The sequence below is a fragment of the Actinoplanes sp. NPDC026670 genome, assembly GCF_040638175.1.
GTDB lineage: Bacteria > Actinomycetota > Actinomycetes > Mycobacteriales > Micromonosporaceae > Actinoplanes.
On sequence record NZ_JBEZXU010000071.1, the window covers coordinates 33,024 to 51,044 of the forward strand.

Below are 18,021 nucleotides of genomic sequence, written 5' to 3' on the forward strand. Positions count from 1 at the left end.
TACCCCCGTGTGGGCGCACCTAGACTTCGGACCCATGCTCACCATGCAGGACGCGCTGGCCCGGTTGACCTCGTATTGGACAGATCAGGGCTGCCTGGTCGTCCAGCCGATGAACACCGAGGTCGGCGCCGGAACCCTCAACCCGGCGACGCTCCTGCGGGTGCTCGGGCCGGAGCCGTGGCGGGTCGTTTACGCCGAACCGTCGGTGCGGCCCGACGACTCCCGTTACGGCGAGAACCCGAACCGGCTCCAGACCCACACCCAGCTCCAGGTGATCCTCAAGCCCGACCCGGGCAACCCCCAGGAGCTGTACCTCGGCAGCCTGGCCGCGATCGGCATCGACGTGGCCGCGCACGACGTGCGGTTCGTCGAGGACAACTGGGCCGCCCCCGCCGTCGGCGCATGGGGCCTGGGCTGGGAGGTCTGGCTGGACGGGCTGGAGATCACCCAGTTCACCTATTTCCAGCAGGTGGGCGGCGTCAACCTCGATCCGGTCAGTGTGGAGATCACCTACGGCATCGAGCGGATCATCATGGCGCTCCAGGAGAAGACCCACTTCAAGGAGATCGAGTACGCCCCGGGCGTCAGTTACGGCGAGGTCTTCGGCCAGTCCGAATACGAGATGTCGCGCTATTACCTCGACGACGCCGACATCGAGGCCAACCGGCGGCTCCTGGAGATCTACGCCGCCGAGGCCCAGCGCATGATCGACATCGGGCTGCCCGTGCCGGCCCACTCCTACGTGCTGAAATGCTCGCAGACCTTCAACGTCCTCGACTCGCGCGGCGCGGTCTCCACCGCCGAACGGGCCGCCGAGTTCGCCCGGATGCGACGGCTCGCCGGCGAGGTCGCCCGGCTCTGGATCGACCGGCGCACCGAGATCGGCCTGCCGCTCGGCACCACCGCCCCGCTCGCGCCGGCCCGCCCCGCCGCCACCGTCCAGACCGGCGACGGCGAGCGCACCCTGGTCTTCGAGATCGGCACCGAGGAACTGCCGCCGGCCGAACTGCGCTCCGCCCGCGAACAGGTCGGCCGGCTGGTCACCGAAGGGCTCGCGGCCACCCGGCTCGGGCACGGCGAGGTCCGCGTCTTCGGCACACCGCGCCGGCTCATCGCCGTCGTCCCGGCGGTCGCGGCCCGCGAGGAGGACCACGTCCGCACGGTCAAAGGCCCCAAGACCCAGCAGGCGTACGGGCCGGACGGCGCACCGACGAGGGCGCTCGAGGGCTTCGCCCGTGGGCAGGGCGTCACGCTCGCCGACGTGGAGACGGAGGAGCTCGGCGGCGTACCCCATGTGGTGGTGAAAAAGCACGAAGCCGGACGCGCGGCGCCCGCCGTGCTCGCCGAAGTGCTCGCGCAGGTCGTCACCGGTCTGCGCGCGGCCAAGAACATGCGGTGGAACGACCCGAAGCTCGCTTTCAGCCGGCCGGTCCGCTGGCTGACCGCCCTGTGGGGCGACGACGTGGTGCCGGTCGCCGTCTCCACGCTCGCCGCCGGGCGCCGGACCCGCCTGCTGCGCACCGCCGAGCCGCCGGTCGCCGACATCGCGTCGGCCGAGACCTTCCTCGAGACCCTCGGGGTGAACGGGATCGTCGCCGACCACGAGGACCGCCGTGAGCTGATCGTCATCGGCGCCCAGGACCTCGTCTACCCGGACGGGAAGATCGACGTGAAGGGCGAGGCGGCGCTCATCGACCAGATCACCGACCTGGTTGAACAGCCGCTGCCGCTGCTCGGCACCTTCGACGAGCGATACCTGTCGCTGCCGGACGCGGTGCTCACCACGGTGATGCGCAAACACCAGCGGTATCTGCCGGTGCGCGGTGCGGACGGGGCGCTGCTGCCGATGTTCGTCACCGTGGCGAACGGGCCGGTCGACGTGGAACTGGTGCGGGCCGGCAACGAGGGGGTGCTGCGGGCCCGTTACGAGGACGCGGCGTTCTTCTACCGCGCGGACCGGGAGAAGTCGCCCGCCGACATGAAAGCCCACCTCGACCGCCTCACTTTCACCGACAGACTCGGCTCGATGGCTGACCGGGCCCGCCGCATCGAAGCCCTTGCACTCTCTATCGCCGAGCACCTCGGAATCGGTTCACCAGTTCTGAAAAGGGCCGCTGAGCTGGTCAAATTCGACCTGGGCTCGCAGCTCGTCACGGAGATGACCAGTCTGGCCGGGGTGATGGCACGCGACTACGCGCTGCACGCCGGCGAGGACCGCCCGGTGGCGCAGGCCGTCTACGAGGCCGAACTGCCGCGCAACACCGGCGACGCCCTGCCGGCCTCGGCGGCCGGTGCGGTGCTGTCCCTCGCCGACCGGCTCGACCTGGTCGCCGGCCTGGCCGCGACGGTCGGCCTGCCCACCGGTTCGAGCGACCCCTTCGCGGTACGGCGTGCGGTGCTCGGCCTGCTCGCGGTGCACCGGGCCACACCCGCGCTGGCCCCGTTCGACCTCTTCGACGGCCTGTCGCTGGCGGCCCAGCCGGTGCCGGTGCCGGCGGAGGTCCTGGCCGGCAGCCGGGAGTTCCTGGCGCGGCGGCTGGAGCAACTGCTCGTCGAGGAGGGACAGCCGGTCGACCGGGTCCGCGCGGTCCTGCCGCACGCGGGACGGCCGGCCCTGGTCGACGTGCTGCTGGCACAGCTGGCCACGGCCGTGACGGACCCCGGCTTCCGGGCGGTCGCCACGGCGATCCAGCGGGCCCGCCGGATCGTTCCGGAAGGGACCGTCGCGGGGTACGACCCGGCGGTCCTCAAGGAACCGGCCGAGGTGGCCCTGCACGAGGCGGTGGCCGCGGTCTCCGGGTTCTCCGACGTGACCGGGTTCGTCACCGCGGCACGGCCGCTCGTCGAGCCGGTCGGCCGGTTCTTCGACGAGGTGTTCGTGATGGACGAGGACCCGGTGCTGCGGGCGGCCCGGCTCGGTCTGCTCGCGACGGTCCGCGATCTCGGCGCCGGGCTGCTCGACTGGGACCACCTGCGGATGTGAGTTTCTGTCACACCCCGCTCCTAGGGTGGGTGCATGCCTCTCACCTGGGACGGGCTCGACGAGCCGTTTCGCCGCGTCGACAGCGCCGCCCTGACGACGCTCCTGCTCGAGGCCACCGAGCAGGAGCGTCTGGGCTTCGCCGCCGAGGTCGAGCTGCGGATCCGGGGCGCGGCCGCCGAGTGGTCCACCAGGTCGTACAGTCCAGCCGGTCTGTTCGCGCTCACCGTGATCGCCTGCGTCTCCACCCCGGCCCGGGCCGCCACCCTGCTCAACCGCAGGGGCATGCGTGACTGGCGGGAGATCTCGACCGACGACTTCCTGCGGATCGTCCGGGCCCGGCGGCTGCCCTGGGCCGGTGACCTCGGTGTGCGGCTGGCCCGGGTGCTGTCGTCACGCGATGTGTGGGGCGACGACTGGCGGTTCGTCGAGGCGCTGCTCATCGAGGGTCACGCCGAGCCACCGGTCACCGAGGGTGTGGTGCGTGGCTGGGTGCAGGCCGTCCTGCGGCAGGCGTGGTCGGTCTCGCTGGCCGACGCCCTGCGTGGCAGCCCGTGGCTCGACCTGCTGCTGCCGTCGGTGTTCGAGATCGACGGTCTCGGCAGTGAGCTGCCGTCGGCCGACTTCGGCGACCATGACCTGTCCTTTCCGGAGGCGGTCGCACGGCTGGCCGCCGAGGGCCGGCTCGACCGCCGGATGATCGTCGACGCGACCGCCGAGCGGCTGGCCCGTGGTGACCGGCCGGCGGCGCTGCGGCCGTTCGCGCTGTTGCACGAGGCTCTCGCGCCGGCGCCCGACGAGCTGTCCCGGCACACGGCCGGTTATGCGCGGCTGGCGGGGGACGCGCCGTCGCCTGTCGCACGGATCGCCCTGAGCGCGCTCCGGACCCTCGGCCAGCATGGCCTCCTGGAGATCGAGACTGTGGTCGACGCCGGCCGCGGTGTGCTCGCCCGCAAGGAGAAGGTGCTGGTCAAAGCCGGGCTCATCTGGCTCGACGAGACGGCGCGCCGCTCGCCGGAGCGGGCCGGGGAGATCCTGGAGACGGTCGCCACGGCGTTCGATCATCAGTCTCTGGACATTCAGGAGCGGGCGTTCGCGGTGGCGGGTCGTCATCGGGCGCACGCGTCCGATGACGTGGCGGCACGGCTGGCCGCCTCGGTCTCCGGTCTGCCCGCCTCGGCTGCCGGCCGTTCCGGGGCAGCTCCCGGTTCGCCCGGGGCAGCTCTCGGCTCGGCTGCCGGCGCGGCCGCCGCTCTACCCGGTCATGCGGCTTCCTCCGCCGGGGACCCTCCGGCGGTGCCACCTGCGCTGCCGCCGGGGCACGCCGTGGCGGCCGAGATGCCGCCGGGACGCCCGGTAGCGGCCGAGATCCCGCCGGCACGCCCAGTAGCGGCCGAGATCCCGCCGGGACGCGCGGTAAGGGCTGAGATGCCGCCGGGACGCCCGGCAGCGGCCGAGATCCCGCCGCGACGCCCAGTAGCGGCCGAGATCCCGCCGGAGCGCGCAATGCCGGCTGAGATGCCGCCGCCGATCGGGAGCGCCGCCGAACTGGCCGAGGAAGTGAGCGCGCTGGTGCGGGATCCGGCGGCCGTGCGGTGGGAACGCGTCCTGGCCGCGCTCGTCTCGCTGCCGCAGGCGGGCTTCGCGGAGTCGCTGGGGCCGGTGCTCGACCGGCATCCGGGTGTCTTCGGAGAGCGGTGGGGGCGTCTCCCCTTTCTCGGTGAGGTGATCGCGGCCCGGCTCGGGCGTGAGCGCAGCCATGTGATGCGGGAGCGGCTACGGCACACCGTGAAGCGGAGCCTCACCGGCGTTACCGGCGGGATGGACCGGTCACTGGTCAGCACACCGTCCGGCGTCCTGACTCTTCGGGTCGCGGAGGCGGCCGTGCAGCTCAAGGACCCGGCCCGCCCTCTCCCGGATCCCGCCGCACACCCGGTGGAGACTGCCGGGCCAGGGCCGGAGGCGGTTTGGCGGGCGCCGGTTCCGGTGCTGCTCGCGACACCTACCGAGGTCACCGGCACCGTCGACGCCGGGGTGCTGGTCGAACGGCTCGCCCGGTATGAGGACGCGGGTGTGGACCCCTGGCCGCTCGATCTCCAGCAGGCGATGATCCGGATGTCGCGCAGCGCCGACGCCGGTGTGCCGGCCCGGGCCGATGCGCTGGTCTCACCGTCGGGCAAGCTCGTGGCCGGCTGGCTGCGGTCCGGCGGGCTGCCCGATCCGGTCAGCGCGCCTTTCGAGCAGTGCAGCCGTGACCAGGACGGGCGGGTCGTCACCCGCCGGGTGGTCGTCACTCTGGAATCCGGCCGGGCCTCGGGTGACCGGATCATCCTGGAGGACGCCCTGGTGAACCTCACTCCACGATCGCGCCCGGAGTATCACGTGGTCACCAACTTCCAGCCCGACGTCCTCGCGATGGTGCTGCCACAGCACCGGGAGGTGGTGGCGGCGTGGGCGCTGACCGATCTGGCGGCCCTCGCCGATCAGGACGGCCGCGACGCGAGCCTGCTGCCGCTGCTCGCCGACGCGGCCGGTCCAGCCGGGCCGGCGACCGTTCTCGCCCTGCTCTACGGCCTGGCCGCGCGATACGAGACCGACCGCGTCGCCGCTGTCGACGCCTTCCTGAGTCTCACGGCCGATCCCGGACCCAGCGCCATCGCGAGTCCGGCGTCGCTCGCTGCCGCCGGTCCCGAGCTCGGCCCGGATCACCTGACCATCGGCCCTGGACCGGCCGAGCCGGGCGCTGACAGAAGCAAGCCGGGCGCGGGTGGGGGTGAGGCGTTCGCTGCTGCGCTTGGGGACGCGCTGGGTGATCTGGCTGCGGACGGCACGATCAAGCTGGCCCGGGTGGTGCCCGCCCTGCGGGACGCCCATCAGGCGGGCGCGTCCGGCGCGGTCTGGCTGGTGCTCCGGCATGCGTTGCCGCTGCTGTTGCCGGCCGTGCCGCGGGGTCTGCCCGACCTGCTCGAACTGGCCACCCGCACGGCCGCCGCCGTCGGCGCACGGGATGCCGTCCCAGGTCTGCCCGAGATGGCCGGTCGTGGCGGCGGCACCCGCGTCGTGCGTGAGGCGAAGCGTCTCCAGGCCACCCTCACCCACTGAGGACAGCGAACTCCGGCACGACGGAGACGGGGCGGGCGGCACGAGCTGGTGACGATGGCCGGGAACGACCATTGGGCCCCCGTTCTCGGAAACGCCATGGGATCGTCGCCTGGGGGTCGGTTCGGTCGCGTCGACTCTTTGCGGATGTCCGGTGATCGTCGCCGGATCGAGCAATCTGGAGGAAGACGTGGCAGATCGCCGTCAGGTGCTGCGCTTCGGCGCTGTCGCCGCCGCCGCTCCGGCGCTGGCCGGGGCCGCTTCCGCACCCGCCTGGGCCGGCGGGCACGAGCACGGCGGGCCCCGGACCAAGTCGCTGGTGGTGGGTCACCGCGGCGCCTCCGGCTACCGCCCCGAGCACACCCTCGCGTCGTACGAACTGGCCGCCCGCCTGGGCGCCGACTACCTGGAGCCGGACCTGGTGATCACCAAGGACGGCGTCCTGGTGTGCCGGCACGAACCGGAGATCGGCGGCACCACGGATGTCGCGTCCCGCCCGGAGTTCGCGTCCCGCAAGCGGACCGTGGTTCTCGACGGGGTCAGCGTCACCGGCTGGTGGACGCAGGACTTCACCCTCGCCGAGCTGAAGACGCTGCGCGCCATCGAGCGGATCCCGGCGATCCGGCAGCAGAACACCGTGTACGACGGCTACTTCCAGGTGCCGACCTTCCAGGAGATGCTCGACCTGCGTAAACGGCTCTCCAAGGAGCTCGGCCGTGATCTGGGCGTGTTCCCGGAGACGAAACACCCGACCTTCTTCCGGGGCATCGGCCTGGAACTGGAGAAGCCGCTGGTCCGGACCCTGCGGCGGAACGGCCTCGACAAGCGTGGCGCCAAGGTGTTCATCCAGTCGTTCGAGGCCGCGAACCTGCGTGACCTCGCCGACGACCACCGGGTCGAGGTGCCGCTCGTGTTCCTGAGCAGCGCGGCCGGGACGCCGTTCAACGACCCGCGGCCGTACGCCGACTACCTGACCCCGGCCGGGCTGAAGGAACTGTCGGAGTTCATCGACGGGATCGGCCCCGAGAAGGGACAGGTCATCCCGCGTAAGGCGGACGGGACACTCGGCGCCCCGACCAGCCTGGTCACCGACGCGCACGCGGCCGGGGTCAAGGTGATCCCCTACACCTTCCGTGCGGAGAACTCGTTCCTGCCGGCGGAGCTGCGGGTCGGCGCCGACGCCACCGCCTACGGTAAGTCGATCGACGAGCAGGTGACGTTCCTGCACACCGGGATCGACGGCCTGTTCACCGACAACCCGGACATCGGCGTGCTGGCCCGCTCGCTCGCCTGACCAGCGAAACCGGCCCGCCCGCTCCCAGAAGGGACGGGCGGGCCGAGAACACGGACACGCCGAGCACGCGGACGCCCGAAACGTCCAGCCGGAGGCCAAGGAGGCAGAACTCGTCTGCTGGACGCGGTCGGCGGCGCCCAGCCCGCCGCGGTCGCCGGCGGGCGATGACCAGCGCACACAATGCGGCAACGTGCGATTTCACCCTTGCCGGAACGACGACCGGCGCACACGGACGGCACAACGTGTGCGCCCGTCCCCGTCAGAACGAAGCAGAAGCACACGATCGGCGACCGTGTGCGCTGACCACCGCTGCGCCCAGGCAACGTGTGCGCTGACCACCGCTCCGGCCGGAGGGCCCGCCCTCGGCAGCCCGCTCCCGGTATCACCCCTGGGAGGCACCGCCTGCGTCGCCGCGGTGACGCGGGAGGTGTGGCTGCGCTCGGGGGCGGCGTAGCCGTACCGGAAAAGGGAAAGCCCGGCACCGTGGGGCGCCGGGCCGTTCCGCAGAGCCTACTTCGCGATGAGCGTCGGATAGATGTGCGAGAAGTCGAGCTTGTAGCCGAACCCGCTGGCCACGATGAAGGTGAGCCCGAGCAGCACACCGACGACGACCACCGTGAAGAGGGCGTACCCGACGACCGCGCCGATCGGCCGCCGCGGGCCTTCGGTGGTGACGCCGCCGGTGGTGACGCCGCCGGAGGCCCAGGCCAGGGAGCGGATGCCGAGGGCGAACAGGATCGGCAGGCCGGCGCCGAGGATGAGGCCGGCGAGGAGGACCTGCCAGGCGCCGTCGAGGGCGAATCCGAGGTTGTGCATGGTCGGCCCTTTCAGTTCGCCGCGACGGCGGGGACGGGTTCGGTGGCGGCGGGGGCGGTCTCGCCGTCCCAGTCGTCGTTGACGTTCTCGTGGTCGATCCGGCCGGAGCGGGAGCGCAGGTACATGCCGCCGGAGGCGAGGGCCAGGAGGGTGAAGACGACCAGCGCGCCGGCCATGCCGCCGACCGTGTCGCCGATCCAGTACATGACCGCGCCGACGACGCCGGCTGCGGGCAGGGTGATCAGCCAGGCGAGGACCATCCGGCCGGCGACGGCCCAGCGGACCGTGGCGCCGGGGCGGCCGAGGCCGGAGCCGATGACCGAGCCGGTGGCGACGTGCGTGGTGGAGAGCGCGAAGCCGAGGTGGCTGGAGGCCAGGATGACGGCCGCGGCGCCGGACTGTGCGGCGGTGCCCTGCGGCGGGTTGATGTCGGTGATGCCCTTGCCGAGGGTACGGATGATGCGCCAGCCGCCGAGGTAGGTGCCGAGCGCGATGGCGAGGGCGGCGGAGACCTTCACCCAGAGCGGGATGTTCTCCAGGTCGCTCCAGTGACCGCTGGCGATCAGGGCGAGCGTGATGACGCCCATCGTCTTCTGCGCGTCGTTGGTGCCGTGCGCGAGGGAGACGAGCGAGGCGCTGCCGATCTGGCCCCAGCGGAAGCCGTTCTCGGTGAAGCGGGCCGCGACCCCGGTGGTGATCTTGAAGATGATCCAGGTCCCGGCGGCGGCGACGACACCCGCGATGACCGGGGAGATCACGGCGGGAAGCAGGACCTTGCCGACGACGCCGTCGAGTTTCGAGCCGTCGCCGTTCCAGTTGACGCCGGCCACGCCCAGGCCGGCCAGGGTGGCGCCGACCAGGCCGCCGAAGAGGGCATGGGAGGAACTGGACGGCAGGCCGAAGAGCCAGGTCGCCAGGTTCCAGACGATGCCACCGACGAGGCCGGCCAGGATGATCAGCAACAAGGTGCTGCCGCCGTCGGCGAGGAGTTCCGCCTTGGGGGCGCCGCTCTTGTCCTGGATCTTGACAACGGCGTTGGTGACGGTCAGCGCGACCTCAACCGAGAGGAACGCGCCGACGAGGTTCAGCACACCGGACAGGGCGACGGCGGTCTTGGGCCGTAGCGCCTTGGTCGCGATGGAGGTCGCCATCGCGTTGGCGGTGTCATGGAACCCGTTGGTGAAATCGAAGGCCAGGGCCGTGATGACCACCAGCGCCAAGATCACGGATGTTTCTGTCACGCCGTGATCGTGACCGAGATGGACGTCCACTGCCATAGGCAGAACGGGACATGTACAAGGTTCCGCCCGCGTTAACCTTCCGTTTCCCAAACATCACCGCTTAGTAGTCAAGAAACTACAGCGGGTAGCCGTCAACAAACAGGAGATGAACAGCAAACACCTAGAAAACGGCCTCCGAATCCGCCGTGGCAATGGCGTCGGCCAAAACGGTCAAACCCTCCCGAGCCTCCTCCTCGGTGAGCGTCAGCGCCGGCCCGATCCGGAGCACGTTGCCGTACAGGCCGCCCTTGCCGACGAGCAGCCCGCCGGCCCGGCAGAGATCGAAGACCCGCAGCGTGGCGGCCGGGTCCGGCTCGGTGGTGCCAGGCCTGACGAATTCGATGCCGATCATCAGGCCCCGGCCGCGGACCTGGCCGATCACGGCGTGGTCGAGCGCCCGCAGGCCGTCCAGCAGGATCGCGCCGACCCGCCGCGCGTTGCCTTGCAGGTCGTGGTCGAGCACGTAGTCGAGGACCGCGTTGCCGGCCGCCGCGCTGATCGGGTTGCCGCCGAAGGTGGAGAAGCTGATCGCCGGGACCGCGTTCATCACCGAGGAGCTGCCGACCACCCCGCCGAGGGCGAAACCGTTGCCGATCCCCTTGGCGAACGTGATCAGATCCGGGGTGACACCGTGCGCCTGGTAGCCCCAGAAGTGGTCGCCGGTACGCCCCCAGCCGGTCTGCACCTCGTCGGCGATGAGCAGGATCCCGTGTTCACCGAGGACCTTCTGGTACGCCCCGAGCAGCCCGTCCGGCCCGGCCACGAACCCGCCCACACCCTGGATGGGCTCGGCGATCAGCGCGGCCACGTCCCCGGCGGTGACGGTGGCCAGCACCTCCCGCAGGTCGTCGACGGCCGCCTCGATCAGGTCGGCGTCACCGAGCCGGGCCATCCGCCCGCGCAGCCGGTCGGCCGACGCCAGCCAGTTGACGTTGATCGGGCTCAGCGAACTCGACGACCAGGTCCGGTGGCCGGTGATCGCCATGGTGCCGAAGGAGCGGCCGTGATAGCCGTTCTTGATCGCCAGGATCTGGTTGGACCGCCGCACGTTGGTGGCCATCAGCAGGGCCGATTCGTTGGCCTCGGTGCCCGAGTTGGTGAAGAACACCCGGGCGTCCGGGATGCCGGAGAGCCGGGCGATCTTCTCGGCCAGCTCGACCTGCTGGCGGATCAGGTAGAGCGTGGAGGTGTGGGCGACGCCGGTGCCGATCTGCCGGCGGACCGCGTCGCTGATCTCGGCCACGTCGTAACCGATCATCGTGGTCAGCACGCCGCCGAAGAAGTCCAGGTAGGTGCGGCCGTCGGCGGCGGTCACCCGGCGTCCGCTGCCGGAGACGATCTCCAGCGCGTCGTCGCCGTAGTAGACCGGCATCCAGTTGGGCATGACGGCGCGATGCCGATCAAGGAGCTCGCTCATGGGTTTCTCCTTCGGATGTTCGGGACGGTGGCGACCGCCAGCACGTCGGCCAGCTCGTCGTAGCCGCCGGCGACCAGGCCGGCGGTGATCCGGAGGTGGTCGCTGTCCAGCGGGGTGACGCAGAACGGGGCGCCGGGCGCAGCCGCGACGCCGTGGGCGGCCAGCGCGACCATGGCGTTCTGCTGGTCGGGGACGGCCATCCAGAGATTGATGCCGTCCGCCGCGGTGGCCTTGACGTCGCGGGCGTGCAGGGCTTTCAACAGGGCGGTACGGCGCGCGGCGTAGGCGTCGCGGGCGGCCCCGACGCGCGCCACGGCCTGCGGGTCGGTCAGCAGGTCGAGGAGCACGCCCTGGAGCAGCCGGCTGGACCAGCCGGGCCCGAGCAGCCGCCGGTCGGCCAGCGCGTCGAGCACGTGCGCCGGCCCGCCGACCGCCGCCAGCCGCAGGTCGGGCCCGTGGCTCTTGGAGAAGCCGGCCACGTGCACGGTGCGTTCCGGCAGGTAGCGGCCGAGGCTGACGGGCGGGGCGGTGGCGATGCCGCCGGCATGGTCGTCCTCGACCACCAGCAGGTGCGGGGCGTCCAGGAGGACGTTCGCCAGTAACGCCGCGCGGGACGCGTCCATGCTGGTACCCGTGGGGTTGTGGGCACGCGGCTGAAGGAACAGAGCGACCGCCCGGTAGTCCCGCAGGGCCTGCCGCAGGGCGTCCGGGTCGATGCCGGACGAGTCCATCGGCACGCCGACGACGGTGGCGCCGAGGGCCTGGAGCAGGTCGAGCAACGGCGGGAAGGCCGGGTTCTCGACGAGCACGTGGTCGCCGTACCGCAGGACGGCGCCGGCCACCCGGTCGAGGGCGTCCATCGCGCCGTCGACGACGGTGAGCTTCTCCGGCGGGTACGGCCACCGCTCCCGCAGCAGCGTTTCGAGCTCCGGCAGCACCGGGGCGTCGAGGTAGCTGCCGGCCCACCGCCCGTCCCCGATCCGCCGTAGCGCGGCGGTCAGGTCGGGCAGCAGCAGCGGGTCGGGCACCCCTGTCGACAGGTCCTGCGGCAGGTCGATCCGGGCGCCGCTGAGCTGCGCGTACCGCAACCGGGCCCGGGGTGGCAGCGGCCCGGACACGTAGGTGCCGGAGCGCCCGCGGGTCTGGATCGCCCCGGCCAGGATCAGGTTGCGCCACGCCTCGCTGACCGTCGTCGGGCTCACGCCGAGCCCGCCGGCGACCACCCGGACGGTGGGCAGGCGTGCGCCGGCGGGCAGGTGGCCGGATGTGATCAACCGGCTCACCGCCGCCGCAATGCCGCGGGCGCTTCTGTCCTGAACCGCCCCGGTGATCAGGGTCAGCAAATTATCGTCTCCGAAACATTCCGTAACGTACGGGCAATTGTTCGCCTCAATCTGTGTCGTTAGTGTCCTACGGCATCCGGCGCTGACAAGCAAGACCTGGCGCAGGACCTATAACGAGGAGTAAACACACGATCACAGGCGCTTCCCGGCGCACTGCGCGTGCGTACAGAGATCAAAAAGAGAGGGGCCGCAATGACGACCGGAGTCGTCCGCGCCGCCCTCGTCCAGACCACCTGGACGGGCGACAAGGAATCGATGATCAAGGCGCACGAGGATTACGCTCGTGAGGCCGCCGCCCAGGGGGCGAAGGTGATCTGCTTCCAGGAGCTGTTCTACGGCCCGTACTTCTGCCAGGTGCAGGACGCCGCCTACTACGAGTACGCCGAGTCCGTCCCGGGCCCGACGACCGAGCGTTTCCAGGCGCTCGCGGCCGAGCTGGGAATGGTCATGGTCCTGCCGATGTACGAGCAGGAGCAGCCCGGAGTCCTCTACAACACCGCCGCCGTGATCGACGCCGACGGTAGTTACCTCGGTAAATACCGGAAGAACCACATCCCCCAGGTGAAGGGTTTCTGGGAGAAGTTCTACTTCCGCCCGGGAAACCTGGGTTATCCGGTTTTCGACACCGCGGTCGGCAAGGTGGGCGTTTACATCTGTTACGACAGGCACTTCCCGGAGGGCTGGCGCGCGCTCGGCCTGAACGGGGCGCAGATCGTGTTCAACCCGTCGGCCACCAGCCGTGGCCTGTCGTCCTACCTGTGGCAGCTGGAGCAGCCGGCCAGCGCGGTCGCCAACGAGTACTTCATCGGCGCGATCAACCGGGTCGGCGTCGAGGACCTCGGCGACAACGACTTCTACGGGCAGACGTACTTCGTCGACCCGGAGGGCAAGTTCGTCGGGGACGTCGCCGACACCCACAACCCCGAGCTGGTCATCCGTGACCTGGACCTGAGCCTGCTCGCCACGGTCCGCGACCGGTGGCAGTTCTACCGCGACCGCCGGCCGGACAGCTACGACGGGCTGGTGGCGCCGTGACCCTGCTGATCAAGGGTGGGACCGTCGTCGCTCCCACCGGGCCGATCAAGGCCGACGTGCTGGTCGACGGCGAGACGATCGCCGCGATCTTCGCCCCCGGCCAGGCCGCCGAGGGACCCGACGTCATCGACGCCACCGGGAAGTACGTGATCCCCGGCGCCGTCGACGCGCACACCCACATGGAGCTGCCGTTCGGCGGCACGCACGCCAGCGACACGTTCGACACCGGCACCCGGGCGGCGGCGATCGGCGGGACGACCACGATCATCGACTTCGCGGTGCAGCGGTACGGCGAGGTGGTCCAGGACGGTCTGGCCGCCTGGCACGGCAAGGCCGAGGGCAACTGCCACATCGACTACGCCTTCCACCAGATCCTCGGCGGTGTCGACGACGAGTCGCTCAAGGCGATGGACTACCTGGTCAACAACGAGGGCATCACCAGCTTCAAGCTGTTCATGGCGTATCCGGGCGTCTTCTACTCCGACGACGGCCAGATCCTGCGCGCGATGCAGAAGGCGCGCGACAACGGCGCCATGATCATGATGCACGCGGAGAACGGCCCGGCCATCGACGTGCTGGTCAAGCAGGCCCTGGAACGCGGCGAGACGGACCCGATCCACCACGGCCTGACCCGGCCGCAGGAGCTGGAGGCGGAGGCCACCAGCCGGGCGATCTGGCTGGCCTCGGTCGCCGCCGACTGCCCGCTCTACATCGTGCACCTGAGCGCGTCGAAGGCCCTCGAACAGGTCGCGGAAGCCCGCAACCGGGGCAAGAACGTGTTCGCCGAGACCTGCCCGCAGTACCTGTACCTGACGCTGGAGGACCAGCTCGGCGCGCCCGGTTTCGAGGGCGCCAAGTGGGTCTGCTCGACGCCGCTGCGCAGCAAGCACGAGACGCACCGCGCCGACCTGTGGCAGGGCCTGCGCACCAACGACCTGTCGGTGGTGTCGACCGACCACTGCCCGTTCTGTTTCAAGGACCAGAAGGAGCTGGGTCTCGGCGACTTCTCCAAGATCCCGAACGGGATCGGCAGCGTCGAGCACCGGGTGGACCTGCTCTACCAGGGTGTCGTCGACGGGAAGCTGTCGCTGGGCCGCTGGGTGGAGACGTTCGCGACCACCCCGGCGCGGATGTTCGGCCTCTACCCGAAGAAGGGGATCATCGCCCCCGGCTCGGACGCCGACATCGTGCTCTACGACCCGAACGGGCGCACCCGGATCAGCGTCGAGACGCACCACATGAACATGGACCACTCCGCGTGGGAGGGCTGGGAGATCGACGGCAGGGTCGACACTGTGCTCTCCCGGGGCGAGGTGATCGCGTCCGGTGGCGAGTACACCGGCCGGGCCGGCCGCGGCCGCTATCTCAAGCGCGGCCTCAGCGACTACCTGATCTAGAAAGGGGTGGGCCACTTGGACATCGGTGTTGTACTACAGAACGACCCACCCGCGCTGGAGATCGTCGAGTGGGCGAAGAAGGCCGAGGCGGCCGGCTTCAGCCACTTCTGGACGTTCGACTCGCACGTGCTGTGGCAGGAGCCGTTCGTCGTCTACTCGGCGATCCTGGCCGCGACCGAACGGATCATCGTCGGCCCGATGGTGACCAACCCGGGCACCCGGGACTGGACGGTCACCGCCTCGACCTTCGCGACCCTCAACGAGATGTACGGCAACCGGACCGTCTGCGGCATCGGCCGCGGCGACTCGGCGCTGCGCGTGCTCGGCCTCACCCCGCAGACCCTCGGCCAGCTCCGGGAGAGCGTGCTGGCGATCAAGGGCCTCGGCAACGGCGAGAAGGTCACGGTCCGCGGCCAGGAGCTGCAACTGGCCTGGGCGGCCGACAGCCGCCTGGAGGTCTGGGTGGCCGCCTACGGCCCGAAGGCCCTCGCGATCACCGGCGAGGTGGGCGACGGGTACATCCTGCAGCTCGCCGACCCGGACATCGCCGAGTGGATGATCAAAGCGGTCCGCGCCGCGGCATCCAAGGCGGGACGGGACCCGGACGCCATCAAGTTCTGCGTGGCGGCGCCGGCCTACGTCGGCGACGACCTGACGCACCAGCGGGAGCAGACCCGGTGGTTCGGCGGCATGGTCGGCAATCACATCGCCGACATCGTGGCCCGTTACGGTGGCGACGGCGGCGCGGTGCCGCAGGCCCTCACCGATTACATCAAGGCCCGGCAGGGGTACGACTACAGCGAGCACGGTCGTGCCGGCAACAGTCACACCACCTTCGTGCCGGACGAGATCGTGGACCGGTTCTGTGTCCTCGGTCCCGTGGAGAGCCACCTCAAGAAGCTGAAGGAGCTGCGCGAACTGGGCGTCGACCAGTTCTCCGTCTACCTCCAGCACGACGGCAAGGATTCGACGCTCGCCGCCTACGGCGAGCACATCATCCCGGCGTTCTCGTGAGGCGCGTCCTCTCGGTGATCGCCGGTCTGATCGCGGCCGCACTGCTCTGGGAGGGGTACAAGGCAGCCGGCGATCCCGAGGGGACGGTGCTGTTCGGCGTGCGGGTGCTCCCGCGCGCCGACGACCTCTCCATGCCACACCTGTGGACGATCCTCACCCGGCTGGCCGACCCGGAGATGACCGGCGGCCGGCCGGTGTGGATCGTGGTGCTCGACGCGTGCCTGTTCACCCTCGGCATCACGGCCGTGGGGTTCCTGGCCGGAACGGTGATCGGGCTCGTCCTCGCGGCGGCCATGCAGCGGTTCCGGATCGTCGAGCGCGGGCTGCTGCCGTACGTCATCCTCTCCCAGACCGTGCCGCTGGTGGCGCTCGCGCCGCTGATCGCCGGCTGGGGCGGCACGCTGATGCCGCCCTGGGCGACGGTCGCGGTGATCGCGGCCTATCTGGCCTTCTTCCCGGTCGCCGTGGGCATGTTGCGCGGGCTCCAGTCACCGTCCGCCAGCGGTGTCGAGCTGATGCGCAGCTACGCGGCGGGGTGGTGGCGCACGCTGGTGAAACTCCGGTTCCCGGCGGCGCTGCCCTACCTCTTCCCGGCCCTGCGCCTGGCCGGGGCGGCGGCGGTGGTCGGCGCGGTGGTCGGCGAGATCTCGACCGGCACCCGCGGCGGCATCGGCCGTCTGCTCATCGAGTACTCGCGGGAGGCCACCAGTGATCCCGCCAAGGTCTACACGGCGATGCTCGGCGCGGCCCTGCTGGGCCTGCTGGTCGCCGGGATCGTCAGTCTCCTCGAACTGCCGCTGATGCGGCACCGACGCCACGTGGAGGTGGTGACCCTGTGACCGCCGTGGTCGTCTCCGGTTTGACCAAGATCTTCAACCAGGGTCGCGGCGACGAGGTGCTCGCGCTCTCCGAGGTGGACCTGACCGTGGGCGACGGCGAGTTCGTGTCGCTGATCGGCCCGTCCGGCTGCGGCAAGAGCACCCTGTTGCGCCTGATCGCCGACCTGATCGAGCCGACCACCGGGACCGTCACGGTGGCGGACCGGCCGGCCGCGCAGGCCCGCCGCGAGCAGGAGTACGGCATCGCCTTCCAGCAGGCCGGGCTCTTCGAGTGGCGGACCGTGCGCCGCAACGTGGAACTTCCCCTCGAACTGCGCGGCATGTCCAAGGCGGACCGCAAGGCCAAAGCCGAGGAAATGCTGGAGCTGGTCGGGCTGGCCGACTTCGCCGGTCACTACCCCGGGCAGCTCTCCGGCGGCATGCAGCAGCGGGTCGCGATCGCCCGGGCCCTGGCGGTCCAGCCGCCGCTGCTGCTGATGGACGAGCCGTTCGGCGCGCTCGACGAGATGACCCGCGAGCGTCTCCAGTCGGAGCTGCTCGGCATCTGCGCCACGACCGGCACCAGCACGGTCTTCGTCACCCACTCGATCTCCGAGGCGGTCTTCCTCTCCGACCGGGTGGTCGTCATGTCGGCCCGCCCGGGCCGGATCACCGCGTCGATCGAGGTCAAACTTCCCTCCCGGGACGAGGCAGGACGGCAGGCTCCGGTCTACTTCGAGAAGATCACCGAGGTACGACAGGCGCTGCGCTCATGAGACGAGTGCTCCCGCCCCTGGTCTTCGGTGTTCTCGCCCTCGGATTGTGGGAGCTCTTCGTCACGCTCGGGCGGGTCGCCCCGTTCATCCTGCCCGCCCCGACGGCCATCTGGGCGCAGATCGTCGAGCAGAAGCAGAACATCTGGGACGCGGCGCTGGCCAGCGGCGCCAACGCGCTCGCCGGGCTGATCGGCGGAACGCTGCTGGCCGTCCTGGCCGCGCTGGCCGCGAGCCGGTCGCGTCTCCTCGGCGAGGTGTCGATCCCGTTCGCGGCGGTGGTCAACGCGCTCCCGATCATCGCGCTCGCCCCGATCCTCAACAACATGTTCGAGTCGACCAGCAGCGTCCCGCGCCGCCTGGTGACCGGCATCGTGGTGTTCTTCCCGGTCTTCCTCAACCTGCTGCGCGGGCTGCGCGAGGTGAGCCCGGTCCATCAGGAGCTGATGCGCACGTACGCCGCCTCGGGCTGGACCTTCGCCCGCAAGGTGCGGCTGCCCGGCGCGCTCCCCCATCTGTTCACCGGCCTGCGACAGGCGTCGTCGCTGGCCGTCATCGCCGCGGTCGTCGCCGAGTACTTCGGCGGGCTGCAGGACGGGCTCGGCGCGCGGATCACGTCCGCCGCGGCGTTCACCGCCTACCCCCGTGCATGGGCCTTCGTGGCCGGCGCCTGCCTCCTCGGACTCACCTTCTACCTGGTCACGCTGCTGCTGGAACGGCTCGCCATGCCGTGGCGGCAACGGCTTCTCTCCTGA

Annotated in this window: 13 protein-coding genes; 9 read left to right on the forward strand and 4 right to left on the reverse strand. The window is 70.9% G+C overall.

What is annotated here, in order from left to right; translation table 11 throughout:
* The first annotated feature begins 34 nt into the window (after positions 1-34).
* The 3 genes from AB0E94_RS43170 (at position 35) to AB0E94_RS43180 (ending at position 7,373) form a co-directional block, all read left to right on the forward strand.
* Entirely contained in the window at positions 35-2,983 is a 2,949-nt protein-coding gene (locus AB0E94_RS43170) for a glycine--tRNA ligase (RefSeq protein ID WP_360339099.1), read from the forward strand.
* Positions 2,984-3,016: 33 nt separating this feature from the next.
* Positions 3,017-6,082, forward strand: a complete 3,066-nt coding sequence (locus tag AB0E94_RS43175) for a DUF6493 family protein (RefSeq protein WP_360339102.1) — start codon at positions 3,017-3,019, stop codon at positions 6,080-6,082.
* A 187-nt stretch (positions 6,083-6,269) separates the two neighbouring features.
* Positions 6,270-7,373 (forward strand): glycerophosphodiester phosphodiesterase, encoded by a 1,104-nt coding sequence (locus AB0E94_RS43180; protein ID WP_360339105.1) that lies wholly within the window; start codon positions 6,270-6,272, stop codon positions 7,371-7,373.
* A 510-nt stretch (positions 7,374-7,883) separates the two neighbouring features.
* Here the strand turns inward: AB0E94_RS43180 and AB0E94_RS43185 are convergent.
* The 4 genes from AB0E94_RS43185 to AB0E94_RS43200 form a co-directional block, all read right to left on the reverse strand.
* The gene (locus AB0E94_RS43185) at positions 7,884-8,189 is read right to left on the reverse strand and encodes a hypothetical protein (RefSeq protein WP_360339108.1); all 306 of its coding nucleotides are present in this window, start codon (positions 8,187-8,189) and stop codon (positions 7,884-7,886) included.
* An 11-nt stretch (positions 8,190-8,200) separates the two neighbouring features.
* Positions 8,201-9,430: an inorganic phosphate transporter gene (locus AB0E94_RS43190; RefSeq protein WP_360339111.1), complete on the reverse strand. Its 1,230-nt coding sequence runs from the start codon at positions 9,428-9,430 to the stop codon at positions 8,201-8,203.
* 160 nt (positions 9,431-9,590) lie between these two features.
* On the reverse strand, positions 9,591-10,886 hold the full coding sequence (locus tag AB0E94_RS43195; RefSeq protein WP_360339114.1) for an aspartate aminotransferase family protein: 1,296 nt from the start codon (positions 10,884-10,886) through the stop codon (positions 9,591-9,593).
* Positions 10,883-12,229, reverse strand: a complete 1,347-nt coding sequence (locus tag AB0E94_RS43200) for an aminotransferase class I/II-fold pyridoxal phosphate-dependent enzyme (protein ID WP_360339117.1) — start codon at positions 12,227-12,229, stop codon at positions 10,883-10,885. The genes AB0E94_RS43195 and AB0E94_RS43200 overlap by 4 nt, the downstream gene beginning before the upstream one ends.
* Positions 12,230-12,421: 192 nt before the next feature.
* Here AB0E94_RS43200 and AB0E94_RS43205 point away from each other — a divergent pair, with 192 nt between their 5' ends.
* The 6 genes from AB0E94_RS43205 to AB0E94_RS43230 are packed head-to-tail and all read left to right on the forward strand — an operon-like array spanning position 12,422 to position 18,021.
* Complete coding sequence (locus AB0E94_RS43205) at positions 12,422-13,264, forward strand: nitrilase-related carbon-nitrogen hydrolase (RefSeq protein WP_360339120.1); 843 nt, start codon at positions 12,422-12,424, stop codon at positions 13,262-13,264.
* Positions 13,261-14,661, forward strand: coding sequence for a dihydropyrimidinase (hydA, locus tag AB0E94_RS43210; RefSeq protein ID WP_360339123.1), 1,401 nt, complete (start codon positions 13,261-13,263; stop codon positions 14,659-14,661). The genes AB0E94_RS43205 and hydA overlap by 4 nt, the downstream gene beginning before the upstream one ends.
* A 15-nt stretch (positions 14,662-14,676) precedes the next feature.
* Entirely contained in the window at positions 14,677-15,675 is a 999-nt protein-coding gene (locus AB0E94_RS43215; RefSeq protein WP_360339126.1) for a TIGR03842 family LLM class F420-dependent oxidoreductase, read from the forward strand.
* Complete coding sequence (locus tag AB0E94_RS43220) at positions 15,672-16,514, forward strand: ABC transporter permease subunit (RefSeq protein ID WP_360339129.1); 843 nt, start codon at positions 15,672-15,674, stop codon at positions 16,512-16,514. Before AB0E94_RS43215 ends, AB0E94_RS43220 begins: the two co-directional genes overlap by 4 nt.
* Positions 16,511-17,269, forward strand: coding sequence for an ABC transporter ATP-binding protein (locus AB0E94_RS43225; RefSeq protein ID WP_360339132.1), 759 nt, complete (start codon positions 16,511-16,513; stop codon positions 17,267-17,269). The genes AB0E94_RS43220 and AB0E94_RS43225 overlap by 4 nt, the downstream gene beginning before the upstream one ends.
* Positions 17,266-18,021 carry an ABC transporter permease gene (locus tag AB0E94_RS43230; protein WP_360339134.1) on the forward strand — a complete coding sequence of 252 codons (756 nt, stop codon included), beginning with the start codon at positions 17,266-17,268 and terminating at the stop codon, positions 18,019-18,021. Before AB0E94_RS43225 ends, AB0E94_RS43230 begins: the two co-directional genes overlap by 4 nt.